The organism is Pseudomonas sp. W15Feb34 (assembly GCF_023127765.1).
In the GTDB taxonomy this organism is placed as follows: domain Bacteria; phylum Pseudomonadota; class Gammaproteobacteria; order Pseudomonadales; family Pseudomonadaceae; genus Aquipseudomonas; species Aquipseudomonas synxantha_A.
In genome coordinates, this window is sequence record NZ_SPKN01000019.1 from 53,125 (window position 1) to 67,966 (window position 14,842).

Annotated in this window: 11 protein-coding genes and 1 pseudogene; 4 read left to right on the plus strand and 8 right to left on the minus strand. The window is 60.7% G+C overall.

The annotated features are described in order from the left end of the window. Positions 1-92: 92 nt before the first annotated feature. The gene (locus tag E4O97_RS08360; RefSeq protein WP_078820152.1) at positions 93-1,583 is read right to left on the minus strand and encodes an aldehyde dehydrogenase family protein; all 1,491 of its coding nucleotides are present in this window, start codon (positions 1,581-1,583) and stop codon (positions 93-95) included. Between the two features lie 153 nt (positions 1,584-1,736). Here E4O97_RS08360 and E4O97_RS08365 point away from each other — a divergent pair, with 153 nt between their 5' ends. The 3 genes from E4O97_RS08365 (at position 1,737) to nadE (ending at position 4,879) form a co-directional block, all read left to right on the plus strand. Beyond that, positions 1,737-2,627, plus strand: a complete 891-nt coding sequence (locus E4O97_RS08365) for a LysR family transcriptional regulator (protein WP_248161128.1) — start codon at positions 1,737-1,739, stop codon at positions 2,625-2,627. 206 nt (positions 2,628-2,833) lie between these two features. Continuing rightward, positions 2,834-4,048, plus strand: coding sequence for a nicotinate phosphoribosyltransferase (gene pncB, locus E4O97_RS08370; RefSeq protein WP_005784275.1), 1,215 nt, complete (start codon positions 2,834-2,836; stop codon positions 4,046-4,048). Between the two features lie 3 nt (positions 4,049-4,051). Continuing rightward, the gene (nadE, locus tag E4O97_RS08375; RefSeq protein ID WP_078820150.1) at positions 4,052-4,879 is read left to right on the plus strand and encodes an ammonia-dependent NAD(+) synthetase; all 828 of its coding nucleotides are present in this window, start codon (positions 4,052-4,054) and stop codon (positions 4,877-4,879) included. A gap of 126 nt (positions 4,880-5,005) precedes the next feature. Here the strand turns inward: nadE and azu are convergent, their stop codons facing one another. Further along, the gene (gene azu / locus E4O97_RS08380) at positions 5,006-5,452 is read right to left on the minus strand and encodes an azurin (protein ID WP_078820149.1); all 447 of its coding nucleotides are present in this window, start codon (positions 5,450-5,452) and stop codon (positions 5,006-5,008) included. Between the two features lie 332 nt (positions 5,453-5,784). On the opposite strand from azu, the gene E4O97_RS08385 reads away from it, so the two are divergent. Beyond that, positions 5,785-5,967, plus strand: coding sequence for a hypothetical protein (locus tag E4O97_RS08385; protein WP_005784271.1), 183 nt, complete (start codon positions 5,785-5,787; stop codon positions 5,965-5,967). A gap of 46 nt (positions 5,968-6,013) precedes the next feature. Here the strand turns inward: E4O97_RS08385 and E4O97_RS08390 are convergent, their stop codons facing one another. The 6 genes and pseudogenes from E4O97_RS08390 to E4O97_RS08415 form a co-directional block, all read right to left on the minus strand. Continuing rightward, a complete protein-coding gene (locus E4O97_RS08390) occupies positions 6,014-6,904 on the minus strand; it encodes a transglutaminase family protein (protein WP_103733900.1) in 891 nt (296 codons plus the stop codon). Next, positions 6,904-9,390 carry a circularly permuted type 2 ATP-grasp protein gene (locus E4O97_RS08395; protein WP_032878180.1) on the minus strand — a complete coding sequence of 829 codons (2,487 nt, stop codon included), beginning with the start codon at positions 9,388-9,390 and terminating at the stop codon, positions 6,904-6,906. The genes E4O97_RS08390 and E4O97_RS08395 overlap by 1 nt, the downstream gene beginning before the upstream one ends. A 158-nt stretch (positions 9,391-9,548) precedes the next feature. Then, positions 9,549-12,839, minus strand: a complete 3,291-nt coding sequence (locus tag E4O97_RS08400) for a transglutaminase family protein (RefSeq protein WP_248161129.1) — start codon at positions 12,837-12,839, stop codon at positions 9,549-9,551. A 187-nt stretch (positions 12,840-13,026) separates the two neighbouring features. Further along, positions 13,027-13,231, minus strand: a pseudogene (locus tag E4O97_RS08405) (hypothetical protein). Between the two features lie 50 nt (positions 13,232-13,281). Next, a complete protein-coding gene (locus E4O97_RS08410) occupies positions 13,282-13,740 on the minus strand; it encodes a hypothetical protein (protein WP_032878185.1) in 459 nt (152 codons plus the stop codon). Continuing rightward, complete coding sequence (locus tag E4O97_RS08415; RefSeq protein WP_216090661.1) at positions 13,737-14,657, minus strand: NAD synthetase; 921 nt, start codon at positions 14,655-14,657, stop codon at positions 13,737-13,739. Before E4O97_RS08415 ends, E4O97_RS08410 begins: the two co-directional genes overlap by 4 nt. Between the last annotated feature and the right edge of the window lie 185 nt (positions 14,658-14,842).

Consider the following 14,842-nt stretch of genomic DNA (forward strand, 5'->3'; position numbering starts at 1 on the left):
GATAGCGGTGGGTCAGCTACAGATTTGCTGACTGAAACACTGCTATCGGGAGCAAGCCCCCCCACATTTTGATCTCACTTCGACGCGTGGGCTCAGTCGAAGGTAATGCCTTGGGCCAGAGGCAATTCCAGCGAGTAGTTCACGGTATTGGTCTGACGCCGCATATACCCGCGCCACGCATCAGAACCCGACTCTCGCCCGCCGCCTGTCTCTTTTTCACCGCCAAAGGCCCCCCCGATCTCCGCGCCGCTCGGGCCGATATTGACGTTGGCAATCCCGCAATCACTGCCCACCGCCGACATGAATTGCTCGGCTTCACGCACATCCGTGGTGAAGATGCATGACGACAGCCCCTGTGGCACCGCGTTGTTCAAGCACAGGGCTTCGGCGAAGTCGGTGTAGCCGACCACGTAGAGAATCGGCGCGAAGGTTTCCGTACACACCACGTCGCTTTGCTCGGGCATTTCCACAATTGCCGGCGAGACGTAGTAAGCGTTGGGGAATGTGTCTTGCAGTTGGCGCTTGCCGCCGAACACCTTGCCGCCTTCGCTCAAGGCTTGCTCCAGGGCGTCCTGCATGTTGTCAAAACCCTGCTTGTCGATCAGCGGGCCGATCAGGTTGCCTTCCAGCGGGTGGCCAATGCGCACCTTGGAATAAGCAGCCTTGAGGCGGGTGACGATGTCCTCCTTGACCGACTCATGGGCGATCAGCCGGCGCAAGGTGGTGCAGCGTTGGCCGGCAGTGCCGACGGCGCTGAACAGGATGGCGCGCACGGCCATGTCCAGGTCGGCGCTTGGGCCGAGGATCATCGCGTTGTTGCCACCCAGCTCAAGAATGCTACGGGCGAAGCGCGCCGCGACTTTCGGCGCCACTTCGCGGCCCATGCGCGTACTGCCGGTGGCACTGATCAGGGCCACACGCGGGTCGTCCACCAGCGCGGCGCCGGCGTCGCGGCCGCCGATGATCACCTGGCTCAGGTACTCGGGAGCATCATCAAACTTGCTCAATACGCGCTCGAACAGCGCCTGGCACGCCAGGGCGGTGAGCGGGGTCTTTTCAGAGGGTTTCCAGATCACCGCGTTGCCGCACACCAATGCCAGCGCGGTGTTCCAGGCCCATACGGCAACCGGGAAGTTGAAGGCGCTGATCACCCCGACCACGCCCAGCGGGTGCCAGGTTTCACGCATATGGTGGCCTGGGCGCTCGGAGGCAATGGTCAAGCCGTACAACTGTCGGGACAGGCCCACAGCGAAGTCGCAGATGTCGATCATTTCCTGGACTTCACCCAAGCCTTCCTGGGTGATCTTGCCGGCTTCCCAGGAGACCAGTTCGCCCAGGTCGGCCTTGTATTGGCGCAGTACGTCGCCAAACTGGCGCACCAGCTCGCCACGCCGTGGCGCCGGCACTTTGCGCCAAGCCTCAAATGCATGCTCGGCACGACTGACCTGTTGCTCCACCTCGGCAGGGCCTTCCCAGTGCACACTGCCGATACGGCTGCCATCAATCGGCGAATGCACGGGCTGTTTGCCCGCCTGGTACAGCGCCGGGTTTACCCCGAGACGATCAAGCAATGCGGCAACCATGGGTCACTCCTTCAATCTGCATACAAAAATTCGCGCCGCAATATGCACGGCGATCCTGGCCCTATTTGTAGCTGGCCCAAGACTTGCCAACAAACGACGATTAGGCGAGATATCATTCCGTTTATTCATGCAAAGAATAAAAAGAGGCAAGCCGTGCTGAACAAAAGACATTTGCCGTCGATCACCGCTCTGCAGTGCTTCGAAGCCGCCACCCGCCACCTGAGCTTCACCCGCGCCGCCGAAGAGCTGAACCTCACACAAAGCGCCGTGAGCAAACAGGTGGCGCAGTTGGAAGAGTTGTTGCAGCACCTGCTGTTTCGCCGGGTACGCCGCCGCTTGCAGATGACCCCGGCGGGCGATCTGTACCTGGTGGAAGTGCGCAAGATCCTCACCCAGGTGGAGATGTCTACCCATTACCTGCGCTCCTACGGAGGCGAGACCGAGGTGCTGCGCGTGTCCACGCCCTATACCTTCGGCGCGCGCTGGCTGGTGCCGCGCCTCAAGGGTTGGCGCCTGCGTCACCCGCAGATCCACCTGGACCTGTGCAACGAACAGCAGCCGGACGAGCTGCTGCAAGGCAAGGCTGACATGGCGTTCTATTTCGGCCAGGGCGCACGCCCTGGTACCGAGAGCCTGAAGCTGTTCAGTGAAGAGCTGGTGCCGGTATGCGCGCCGGAGAGCCTGCCGACGCAGCCTTTCACCGACCCCACGCAACTGAGCGACCTGGTGTTGCTGCAAAACGCCTCGCGGCCCCAGGGCTGGCATGACTGGTTCGCCAGCCAGGGCTTCCACACCGAGCACAGCTACCACGGGCCGCGGTTCGACACCTTCTATATGTGCATTCGGGCCGCGCAAGTGGGTTGTGGCGTGGCGCTGTTGCCGCGCTTTCTGGTGGAAGAGGAGTTGGCCGAGGGCAAGCTGGTGATTCCCTGGCAACATGCGATGCCGAGCCAGGATGCGTATTACCTGGCTTATCCGGAGCATTCGGCGGAGGTGCCGAAGGTCAGGGAATTTGTGAAGTGGATGCTTGAGCAGGTTATTTAGTGCCTGGAATACCGCTATCGGGAGCAAGCCCCCTCCCACATTTGGAACGCATTTCAACCTGTGGGAGGGGGCTTGCTCCCGATAGCGCCAGTGGCCGTGGCAAAAAAATCACTGGCAAACCGACCCACGTGTATGCGCCACTAGCCCCCTTCCTTAATTGTGCGTAAGGCCGGCGCCCATCGCCGAGCCGTCTGGAGATTCCCGTTATGAGCGAGAGTGTGTTTGCCGATCGCATCGTGCAGAACCTGCTCGACACCGACTTCTACAAGCTGACCATGATGCAGGCGGTGCTGCACAACTACCCCAATGTGGAAGTTGAATGGGAGTTCCGTTGCCGCAACAGCGAAGACCTGCGCCCGTACCTGGCGGAGATCCGTTACCAGATTGAACGCCTCGCCGAGTTGAGCCTGAGCCCCGATCAATTGGGTTTTCTGGAACGCATCAGCTTTATGAAGCCGGATTTTTTGCGCTTCCTCGGGCTGTTCCGTTTCAATCTGCGGTATGTGCAGACCGGTATCGAGAACGGCGAGTTGTTTATCCGCCTGCGCGGACCGTGGCTGCATGTGATCCTGTTTGAAGTGCCGATGCTGGCCATCGTCAGCGAAGTGCGTAACCGCTATCGCTACCAGACCGTGATCCTCGAACAGGCCCGCGAACAGCTGTACCGCAAGTTCGATTGGCTGACGGCCAATGCCGCCAGCGATGAACTCTCGGAACTGCAAGTGGCCGACTTCGGCACGCGCCGCCGCTTCTCGTACCGCGTGCAGGAAGAAGTGGTAAGCGTGCTCAAACACGACTTCCCAGGGCGCTTTGTCGGCACCAGCAACGTGCACCTGGCTCGCGAATTCGATATGAAGCCGCTGGGTACCATGGCCCACGAATGGATCATGGCCCACCAGCAACTCGGCCCACGCCTGATCGACAGCCAGATCGCCGCCCTGGATTGCTGGGTGCGTGAGTACCGTGGCCTGCTGGGCATCGCCTTGACCGACTGCATCACCACGGACGCCTTCCTCGGTGACTTCGACTTGTACTTTGCCAAGCTGTTCGACGGCCTGCGCCACGACTCCGGTGATCCGATTCAGTGGGCGGAAAAAGCCATCGCTCACTACCACAAGCTGGGCATCGAGCCGATGAGCAAGACCCTGGTGTTCTCCGACAGTCTGACGCTGCCCAAGGCGTTGGAAATATTCCGCGCGTTGCGGGGTCGGATCAATGTGAGCTTTGGTATCGGCACCAACCTCACCTGCGACATTCCGGGGGTGGAACCGATGAGCATCGTGCTTAAAATGACCGCCTGCAATGGCCAGCCCGTCGCCAAGATTTCCGATGAAGCGGGCAAGACCCATTGCACCGACCCGAATTTTGTCGCCTATTTGCGTCACGTTTTCAAAGTACCTGCCCTATCCAGCAAGGAGTGAAGCATGCAAGCCGTACAGCGTGAGATTGCGCAGCAGCTCAAGGTGCAAGCGCCGTTCAAAGACCAGGCCGCACTGGAGGCAGAAGTCGCCAGGCGCGTAGCCTTTATCCAGGACTGCCTGCGCAATTCCGGGCTCAAGGCCCTGGTGCTGGGCATCAGCGGCGGCGTCGACTCCCTGACCGCAGGCCTGTTGGCCCAACGTGCCGTGCAGGAACTGCGCGCCAGCACTGGCGATGAGGCTTATCGTTTTATCGCCGTGCGCCTGCCCTATGAAACCCAGTTCGACGAACACGAAGCCCAAGCTTCGGTGGACTTCATCGAGCCAGACGAGCGCCACACCGTCAACATCGGCCCGGCGGTCAAAGCCCTGGCCAATGAAGTAGCAGCGTTTGAAGGCAAGGCGGCGGTGTCCCGCGACTTCGTACTGGGCAACACCAAGGCGCGTATGCGCATGGTGGCGCAGTACACCATCGCCGGCGCGGCCAGTGGCCTGGTCATTGGTACCGACCATGCGGCGGAAGCGGTGATGGGCTTTTTCACCAAGTTCGGGGATGGTGCCTGTGATCTGGCGCCATTGAGCGGGCTGGTGAAAAACCAGGTGCGAGCGATTGCCCGGCATTTTGGTGCGCCCGAGTCACTGGTAGAGAAGATCCCGACGGCGGACCTGGAAGACTTGTCGCCGGGCAAGCCGGACGAAGCGTCACATGGCGTGACCTATGCAGAGATTGATGCGTTCCTGCACGGTGAGCCGGTGCGTGAGGAAGCGTTCAGGATTATCTGCGAGACGTATCGCAAGACTGAGCACAAGCGGGTGATGCCGTTTGCGCCTTAAGGTGAGTCAGCTGATTTTGCAGTGACTGCCAGAATGCCATCGGGGGCAAGCCCCCTCCCACACTTTGATTTGTGAATACATTCAAATGTGGGAGGGGGCTTGCCCCCGATGAACGATAACGCGGTGTTACTTCAGGACCACGGCACCTTTCATCATCGAGATGTGGCCAGGGAACGAGCAGAAGAAGCTGTACTTCTCATCGGCTTTGAGCTTGGAGACGTCGAAGGTCACCGAGTCTTTCTCGCCAGCACCAATGATCTTGGTGTGGGCGATGATGCGGTCATCACCGGCTTTCAGATAATCCTTATCGATACCTGCAGCCATACCGTCAGTAGCTACAGGCTGCATGTGGGCTTCAGTGGTCAGCACCCAGTTATGCCCCATCACGTTCTTGGGCAGGTTGCCCGAGTGAGTCAGCTCAACGGTGAACTGCTTGCAGCTCTTGTCGATGGTGATTTCTTTGGTATTGAAAGACATCTGGTCGGTGGAGTCGACAGTGACCTTGCACTCTGCAGCAAGCAACTGGCCGCTAGCCAGAGTCAGCAGGGAAACAGCAACGAGTTTGGCGAACATGTGAATCTCCAGGGCAGGGTTAGAAAACGCGTATTGCGACAAGGGTGCCTCAAGCAGGCTTAGTTTCTTATGATCTGCATCAACAGATTGTATACAACTTTAGGCTATCAGGTTGATCAACACAATCAACCAGCCAAACTGCCGCACCCTGCCTATGATCGCCCCATCACTCACGGGAGTTCATGCCATGCACCTCAATCACCTGTTCAACGGCCTGCTGGCCGCCTACGCCTGCGGTAAGTGAAAGCAAAGGGCACCCTGAAGCTGCTACCATGACGACCCAAGGCAGCTGCGCGCCGCCTACCCTCACCTTCGACCCTAGAGGATCGCCCATGGCCAAACCTAATTACTCCTTCGCCAAACGTCAGAGAGACTTGGCAAAGGAACAGAAGAAAGAGGAAAAGCTGCAACGCAAGAAAGCCGCTGCAGACGAAGAAGCCGGCGCGCTGAACCCGGATGCGGAAGGTGAAGCAGCAACTGACGAGACCGAAACCCCGAAAGACCCGGCTGAATAAATTTTGTTGGGGTGAGCAGGCCCTCCCTGTTCACCCCAACCCACCGCTACTCCAGCGGCATCACCGTCACCCGCACCTCCGGGTCATGGCTCCCTCCTCCCAGAATCACCCCACGCAACGGCGACACATCGGAGAAATCCCGGCCCCAGGCCAGAGTGATGTGCTCCAGTGCCGGCTGCACATTGTTGGTCGGATCGAAATCCACCCAACCCGACCGCGGGCAGAACACCGAGACCCACGCATGGGACGCATCGGCGCCGATCAGCCGTGGCTGGCCGGGCGGTGGCTGGGTCAGCAGGTAGCCGCTGATATAGCGCGCCGCCAGGCCCCGTGAGCGCAGGCAGGCGAGCATCAGGTGGGCGAAGTCCTGGCACACACCGCGACGACGCTCCAGCACCTCCACCAGCGGCGTGGCGACCTGAGTGGCTTCGGCATCAAAGGTGAATTCGCTGAAAATCTTATGCATCAACGCCTGCACGCCGACCAACAACGGCTCGCCAGGTGGGAAGCAGCTTTCAGAGAACTCGACGAAGGTTTTTTTCAGATGCACGTAAGGCGATTCGAAGCGATAGCGGCAGGCTTCAATCACCTCCATCGACAGCGCCTGGCTGCTGTAGGTAAAACTGTCACGGGTGCGGTCCCACGCCGGCGATTGCCCCAGATCCAGCGCGGGTCGCGCCAGCACTTCCACGGTCAACCCGGCATTGACCAGCAGCTCATCATGAGGACGCTCGAACGCCAGGCGCGTGATCGGGTTGCCAAACACGTCCAGCTCATCACGGCGTGAAGAGGGCGGCGGGCTGATGTCCAGGGTTTGCCAGGTGCAACGCTGCCACGCACACGGCCGTGGCCACAAATGCGCCAGCTGCTGGGCCAGGGACACCGGGCTGTCGTAGTGGTAATGGGTATCGTGAAAAATCTGATAGCGCGCACTCATCACACCGACACCGTTTGCTGGCTGACATCATCCACATGGGCAAAATGGCGCAGCGCCAGGCGATCCGACACTTGCCCGCTCTCATCGGCGACCGCTTGCAGCAGGTCGGCCAGGCCATCCAGCGCGGCACGCACGCTGGGCTCGCCAAACAACGGGTTCTCCAGGCACCCCAGGTCAAAGCGCCCCAGGCGCTCCACCAACGGCGCGAGGCCGGTTTCCCTGGGCACCCCAAAATCATCATTGAGGCGACGCACGGTACGGCTCACCAGTTTGAGCTGGAACAGCACCGCATGGGGATTCTGCTCATCGAGCAACAACAGGTCGAGCACCGGGATCAGCTGCGGCACCGCCAGGTAGCGCGAGCGATAGGTGATGCTGCTGTTGCCCAGCTCCAGCAACCACTCCAGCCCCGCCTGATCGAACACCGCCACACCGCGCAGGAACGCTGCCAGGCTGGTACTCAGAAATTGCAGACGCTCAATGCGCCGGCCCATCATCAAAAAGCGCCAGCCTTCATCGCGGGTCATATCATCCAGGGCAAACCCGGACAGCGCCGCCAAAGACATCACCAAACGGTTGAGAAAATCCAGCAGCTCGCCGAAGTCCGGGGCCTGGCTTTCCAGCTCCATGGCTTCGCGTTGCAGCTCCACCAGGGCCTGCCAGTTTTCCCGCGACAGCTTGCCGCGCACCTGGGACGCTGCCCACTGCAAGCGCTGCAAATTGGCGCGCAGGCTTGAGGGCCAGTCATCACCGAGCAAGGCCGCGAGCAGACGCTCCGGTAGCTCGCCCTCCTCCGGCAACAGGCGCAGGCTTTCTCCAAGTTCGACCGCCGCCTGCAATGCCAACGGATCGTCGCCGTCGACATAACGCGCCAGCACAATGCGCAGCCAGCGCGCACTGTCATCGCAGCGTTCGCAATAACGGCCAAACCAGAACAGGTTTTCCACCACCCGCGACGGCAGATACGGGTCGCGGCGCACCAGATCATGCACGCCAATGGCGCGCTGGGCACGCCACTGTTCACCAGCGCTGGCGCGCTCGCCGAGCACCCATGTGTCCTTGCTCGCACCGCCGCGTTGCATCGACACCACTTCGGCATCGGCGTCGGCGGCCACACGGGTCAGGCCACCGGGCAGCACGCGATACCCCTCATCGCTGGCTACCGCGTACACACGCATCCCGATGGCGCGGTGTTGCAGATGATCTTCTTCGGTATGCCACACCGGCGCCTGGGACAACTGCGCCAGCTCCTGGGCGACATAGGCGTAAGGCCGCGCGCGCATCCGCTCGGCCAGGGCCTGGCGTTGTTGTTCATTCAAATCACGACCGAACACCGGGGCGAAACTTTGCGAAGGAAACGCCGGCTTGATCAACAGTTCCGGGAGCTTCTCCAGTGCCTCGGCCAGCACCGGTGCCTCGCCGCACCACCAGGTGGCAATCGACGGCAGGATCAGCGCTTCACCGAACAGGAACTCGTTGATCTTCGGCAGGAACCCCAACAAGCCCGGCGACTCCAGCACGCCGCTGCCCAAGGCATTGGCCACCAGCACATTGCCTTGGCGCACGGCGTCAAGCAGGCCGGGCACTCCCAGGGCCGAGTCGGTACGCAGCTCCAGAGGGTCGCAGAAATCGTCATCCAGGCGGCGCATGATCGCGTGGACCCGGCGCAGACCGCTGAGGGTTTTCAGGAACACCGTGCTGTCGCGCACGGTAAGGTCGCCGCCTTCTACCAGTGGGTAGCCGAGCTGGCGGGCGAGATACAGATGTTCGAAATAGCTTTCGTTGAAACGCCCCGGCGTGAGCAGCACGATCAGTGGCGGCTGGTCATCGCCGGGCGCCTGGCGGGCCAGGGTTTCCTGCAAGGTGCGAAAAAAACCGGTGAGATGCTGCACCTGCAAATCACGGTACAGATCCGGGAAGGCGCGAGACACAATGGTGCGGTTTTCCAAGGCGTAGCCGGCGCCCGACGGCGCCTGGGTACGGTCGGCGGTGACCCACCAACGGCCATCGGGAGTGCGCGCCAGATCCACGGCGTACAGGTGCAGAAAAGCACCGTCCGGCGGCTGGATACCCTGGCACGGCCATAAAAAGTTGTTATGCCCAAATACCAGCTCGGCAGGCAACAGCCCCTCTTTGATCAGGCGTTGCGGACCATAGAGGTCGGCGAGTACCGCATTGAGCAGACGCGCGCGCTGGGCGATACCGGCCGACAACTGCCGCCACTCATCAGCGGCCAGCACATGGGGCAGCAGGTCCAGCTCCCACGGGCGATCAGCGCCCTTGGGGTCGGCGTAGACGTTATAGGTCACGCCGTTTTCCTGGATCTGCCGCGTCAGCAGCGCCTGGCGCTGGGCCAATTGTGCGGGCGTACTGCGTTGCAGATGGTCGAGCAGGCGCTGCCAATGGGCACGCACCGCGCCGCCGGCGTCCAGCAGTTCGTGATAGGTGCCCGCGGTCAGCGGGTAACGGTCGAGCAAGTCGGACATGGAACGCTCGGCAGAGGCAAGGGAAGTCAGGTTAACTCAAATTCACTACGATCCAATGTGGGAGCTGGCTTGCCTGCGATAGCGGTGTGTCAGTCACCAGAACTATCGACTGAACCACCGCTATCGCAGGCAAGCCAGCTCCCACACTTGGATCATGTTCATTCCTTATTTTTTGTAAAACGCCGCAAATCCAGGGTCATTGGCAATTCACCGTTCACCACTACAGTCGGCACCACAAGCTTGCCCGGGCTATGCCCCAACCGGAAAAACCGCGCCATCCGCCGGCTCTCTGCCTCATTGGCATTGACCGGCAAGCTGTCGTAATTGCGCCCGCCCGGATGCGCCACATGGTATTGGCAGCCACCCAGCGAGCGCTGCATCCAGGTGTCGAGCAGGTCGAACACCAACGGCGCATGGACTGCAATGGTCGGTTGCAGGCAGTTGGCCGGTTGCCAGGCGCGGTAACGCACACCGGCAACAAACTCTCCCACCCGACCGGTCGGTTGCAGCGGCACGGGTATGCCGTTGCAGGTCAGCAGATAGCGCTGCGCCGGCAGGCCAGTCAACTTGACTTGCAGGCGCTCCAGGGACGAATCCACATAACGTACCGTGCCGCCTACCGCGCCCTCCTCACCCAGCACATGCCAAGGCTCCAGGGCCTGGCGCAGTTCCAGTTCGATACCGCTGACGGCGTAATCACCCACTTTGGGAAAGCGGAACTCCAGATGCGCGGCAAACCACTCGGCCTGCAGCGGATAACCGGCAGCGTTGAGCTCGACAATGACGTCGGCAAAGTCCTGTTCGATAAAATGCGGCAACAAAAAGCGGTCATGCAGTTCGGTGCCCCAACGCGCCAGCTTCGGCGGCGCATAAGGTTCGCGCCAGAACCGTGCGACCAGCGCGCGCAGCAGCAATTGCTGAGTCAGGCTCATGCGCGCATGGGGTGGCATTTCGAAAGCGCGCAACTCCAGCAGCCCCAGGCGGCCGGTGGCACCCTCCGGCGAGTAGAGTTTGTCGATACAAAATTCGGCGCGATGGGTGTTGCCGGTCACGTCGATCAGCAGGTTGCGCAACAGGCGGTCCACCAACCACGGCGGGCATTCCTCGCCCGGTGCCGGCATCTGCGCGAAGGCGATTTCCAGTTCATACAGCGCATCGTTGCGCGCCTCATCCACCCGTGGCGCCTGGGAGGTCGGGCCGATAAACAGGCCGGAGAACAGGTAGGACAGCGACGGATGGTTATGCCAGTAGCTGATCAGACTGCGCAGCAAATCGGGGCGACGCAGGAACGGTGAGTCCTTGGGCGTCGCACCGCCGAGTACGAAGTGGTTACCACCGCCTGTGCCGGTGTGGCGCCCGTCGATCATGAATTTCTCGGTAGTCAGGCGGGTTTGCCGGGCTTCTTCGTAAAGAAATTCGGTGCGTTCCACCAACTCATCCCAGGTGGCGGATGGCTGCACGTTGACCTCGATCACACCCGGGTCCGGCGTCACGCGAAAATTGCTCAGGCGTGTGTCGGCGGGTGGCTCGTAGCCTTCCAGCAACACGGGGCAATGCAGTTCCTGGGCGGTGGCCTCGATGGCCGTCACCAGCTCCAGATAATCCTCCACGCGTTCCAGCGGCGGCATGAACAGGTACAGGCGTCCTTCCCGCGCTTCGGCGCACAGCGCAGTGCGGGTCAGCCAATCGGCGGATTCGTCGACCTTTGGCACACGCTCATCACTTGGGGCCGGCTCGTCGTGGCCGTGCAACTGCGCGGTCGTGGGCAGCTGCGGCTGATCCTGGTTCGGGTCAGTCGGGTGTATGAACGGATACTCCGCCGCTGTCACCCACGGCTGCGAAGCCAACGGCAGCCGATAACCCAACGGCGAATCGCCCGGCACCAGGCGGCAGTGGTCATCGCGCAAGTACCAGCGCCCACTCTGCCAGCGATCATTGGCGGCGGTGCGCGCCAACGGCAGCACTTGGCCGATGACCTTGTCCAGGCCCTGGACGAAGACTTTGCGCAGGCGTTCGCGCTCCAGTTCGTCGCTCAAGCGCGGGTCCTGGGCGCTAACGTTTTGCGGCAGTGTGCCTTCGCGCCACAGGTAGTAGAAGTTGTCCTCAAAGGCTGGGAACACAAAGCGCGCCGGCAACCTCAGACGCTCGGCGACGCTGGCCAGGAAACGTCCGGCCATCGCGCCGTCAGCCCCATAGTCCTCTTGCTCATCGGCGATCAGCGCACTGTTGTGCCAGATCGGCACCCCATCGCGGCGCCAGTAGCAATTGAGCGACCAACGCGGCAGTTGCTCGCCGGGGTACCACTTGCCCTGGCCGAAATGCACCAGGCCCTGGGGTGCATAGTGCCGGCGCAGGCGCTGGAACAGCTCGGCGGACAGGCGACGCTTGTCCGGCCCCAGGGCGGCGGTGTTCCATTCGGCGCCGTCGGGATCGTCGATGGACACGAAAGTTGGCTCGCCGCCCATGGTCAGGCGCACGTCATGCTTGAGCAGGTCGCCGTCAATCTGTCGGCCCAGGGCCTGGATCGCCAGCCATTGTTCTTCGGTGTAGGGCTTGGTTACCCGAGGGGCTTCCCATATACGCTCCACCGACATTTCATGAGTAAATTCGCATTCGCACGGTTCCACCAACCCACTGATGGGTGCGGCAGACGATGGATCGGGGCTGCAGGCCAATGGGATATGCCCTTCACCGGCAAATAAACCGGAGGTGGCATCCAGGCCGATCCAGCCAGCGCCGGGCAAATACACTTCGCACCAGGCGTGCAGGTCGGTGAAGTCCACTTCGGTGCCGGAGGGGCCGTCGAGGGCTTTGACGTCAGCGGTGAGCTGAATCAGATAACCAGAGACAAATCGCGCCGCCAAGCCAAGATTGCGCAGCAATTGCACCAACAGCCAGGCCGAGTCGCGGCAGGAGCCGGAAGCGTTTTCCAGGGTGAATTCCGGGGTTTGCACGCCCGGTTCCATGCGGATCAGGTAGCCGATATCGGCGGCCAGGCGCTGGTTCAGCCCAACCAGGAAATCCACCGCAGGCAAGGGTGTGCGGTCAATACCGGCCAGGTAGGCGGCAAACCTTGGCGTCAGCGGCAAGGTTTCCAGGTACGGCGCCAGCTCGCGCTGCTCATCGGCGGCATAGCTGAAGGGGATTTTTTCGGCGTAGGGTTCCAGGAAAAAGTCGAACGGATTGAACACCGCCATCTCGGCGACCAGATCGACTTCGATGCGCAGTTGGTCGGTTTTTTCCGGGAACACCAGGCGCGCCAGGTAATTGCCCTGAGGGTCTTGCTGCCAATTGATGAAGTGCTGCTCGGGCAGCACTTTCAGCGCGTAGGACAGGATCCGCGTGCGGCTATGGGCTGCCGGGCGCAAGCGCACAATTTGTGGGCCGAGTTCGACAGCACGGTCGTAGCGGTAATGCGTAACGTGGTGCAACGCGACATGAATCGACACGGCGGCCTCCTGCGAGCCAGGGCATGAACACAACGCGCGCAAGACTTATGCCAGAGCGGCCGTCATTGCGCTTTATCGTGGAGCCCGGTGCAGTACAGCACCAAAACGGCGCCAACGTACGTGCCACGGCGCAAGGGCTGCACACATTTGTGGCGCCAGTGTGAGGATGGGTGGTGAATCTACCCAATCAACGGGCTTTGCGCTTTGCGATTGCGGCTTGGCGCAGATGGCGTATCCCGGACAGTTTTTTGCGCATTTCGCGGTGGCGTTTGCTGTTGAGCAGCAGTAACCCCAACAGTGGAAAGAGTACAATCAACACCGCGCAAACAGGTCACGCCAGCCATGGAAACCGCAGCTGAGCCGGAGAAGATCGCCATGAAAATCGTCCCCATGAATACGGGGAAATAGCGCGCCAGGAATCTGTTTATCGAAGGCGGCGCCTTCACATGCGACTACTCGATCTGACGGTTGATTTGACAGACTGCCGAATGCGACGGATTTCCACGAGTTTCGTGCGCATCTCTCGTTGAACCTTGCTATTAAGTGTCAATAATCCGAGCAATGGGAATAACAGCGCCAACCCATAAAGAACTTTGTGAGGCCGGAATTGAGCCATCGGAACGACAAACAGTAGACAGGCGACGTAGATACCGACCATTACCCACACCCAGGAGGGTCTGCCCCGCAAAATCATAAAGTTACTATGGACCGTCAACAGAATGAGCAGCGCCCCGACAGACATGATCTTGAGCCCCACTTGAGCCATCGGCGCATCACGAAAATAGGTGACGAACGCCAGCGCCACAGCCAACGCCAACGAAAAGTACGCAGCGAATACGCCGCCAATAAACGTCAGAAAGTAATGCCTGAAAAAGTCTCGCAGCGTCATTAACTCGCTCATTCGTTTATTTCCTCATACAACCCTATCGCGATGGTATTGACGTTCCCGGAGTACGCACTCCCGCCGAACCCAACACTTGCGCCCAGGACGTCTTTGATCTGGGTAGTTGTGCTGTGCTTGAGCTGCGTAGGGGTGAAACGCTTGGTGAGTTCGCCCGATGCCTGTCTCAATTTGAGCATTTTCGCGGTCAAGCTGGGATGGTTGATGCTCAGCAGCTCTTTCGTCAGCTTGGCTCTTTCCTGGCGATTCAAACCGCGAAGCACTTCACGCAGACTCTTGCCCGTCGATGCAGTGGCGGCCCTAACCAGCTTGACCGTCGTCAGGGCCGAGGCGCCCACGCCTGCCAGGGATACTGCGTCCAGCACAATGGAAGCATTCTGGTACCAGCCTTCACTGTCGAGCCGGTCTTTAACCTCAGGTTTAGCGACTTCCAGCGCTGTCCGGGCAATGCCGTTGAAACACTGAAGCGAACTTGCGCCGGCAGCCGCATACCCCACCACAACGATGACGGAACTGGCGCCGGCACTGAAAGGCACCAGAATTGTTCCACTGGCGATCGCAGCCCAACTGATGACAGCCCCAAAGCAGGAGACTCCGGTATTCACGGCTTCGCCAATCAGTCGCGATTCTCGAGGATTGCTCACGACATGTTGAGCAAACTGCGTTGGCGCAATGTACTTCTGCGCTTCACGCAAAATGATGCGCTTGGGCTTGATGCTGCAGATGGGCCTGAATTCGCGCAGGGTAATGACGTTGAAGTCGGCGTCGATGTATACGACGCCTGCGCCAACGATACCTGGATCGGCGTCGATGGCCGCAAACAGGCGCGGCAGGTTGATCTGGCTTTCGATGCGCTGGCGCGCCATGAACTGGGAGCGGTTGGAGTCCATGCCGATGCCGAGCAGGGGGTTGCCCATGGGGTGTTCTTCCTTGAAAGGGTGGAGACTGGACTGACGCTATCGGGAGCAAGCCCCCTCCCACATTTTGAATGTATTCACACATTAAAGTGTGGGAGGGGGCTTGCTCCCGATAGCGCTTTAATGGCCACCACCTTAACAAACAGGCTCCGAACCGCCTAGAAAGCAAAACGCCAGCACGAGGC

Excerpts from the sequence above, each read along its gene's own strand:
- E4O97_RS08360 (WP_078820152.1), bottom strand. The coding sequence starts at position 1,583 with ATGGTTGCCGCATTGCTTGATCGTCTCGGGGTAAACCCGGCGCTGTAC.
- pncB (WP_005784275.1), top strand. The coding sequence starts at position 2,834 with ATGAGCGAGAGTGTGTTTGCCGATCGCATCGTGCAGAACCTGCTCGAC.
- nadE (WP_078820150.1), top strand. The coding sequence starts at position 4,052 with ATGCAAGCCGTACAGCGTGAGATTGCGCAGCAGCTCAAGGTGCAAGCG.
- azu (WP_078820149.1), bottom strand. The coding sequence starts at position 5,452 with ATGTTCGCCAAACTCGTTGCTGTTTCCCTGCTGACTCTGGCTAGCGGC.
- E4O97_RS08385 (WP_005784271.1), top strand. The coding sequence starts at position 5,785 with ATGGCCAAACCTAATTACTCCTTCGCCAAACGTCAGAGAGACTTGGCA.
- E4O97_RS08390 (WP_103733900.1), bottom strand. The coding sequence starts at position 6,904 with ATGAGTGCGCGCTATCAGATTTTTCACGATACCCATTACCACTACGAC.
- E4O97_RS08395 (WP_032878180.1), bottom strand. The coding sequence starts at position 9,390 with ATGTCCGACTTGCTCGACCGTTACCCGCTGACCGCGGGCACCTATCAC.
- E4O97_RS08410 (WP_032878185.1), bottom strand. The coding sequence starts at position 13,740 with ATGAGCGAGTTAATGACGCTGCGAGACTTTTTCAGGCATTACTTTCTG.
- E4O97_RS08415 (WP_216090661.1), bottom strand. The coding sequence starts at position 14,657 with ATGGGCAACCCCCTGCTCGGCATCGGCATGGACTCCAACCGCTCCCAG.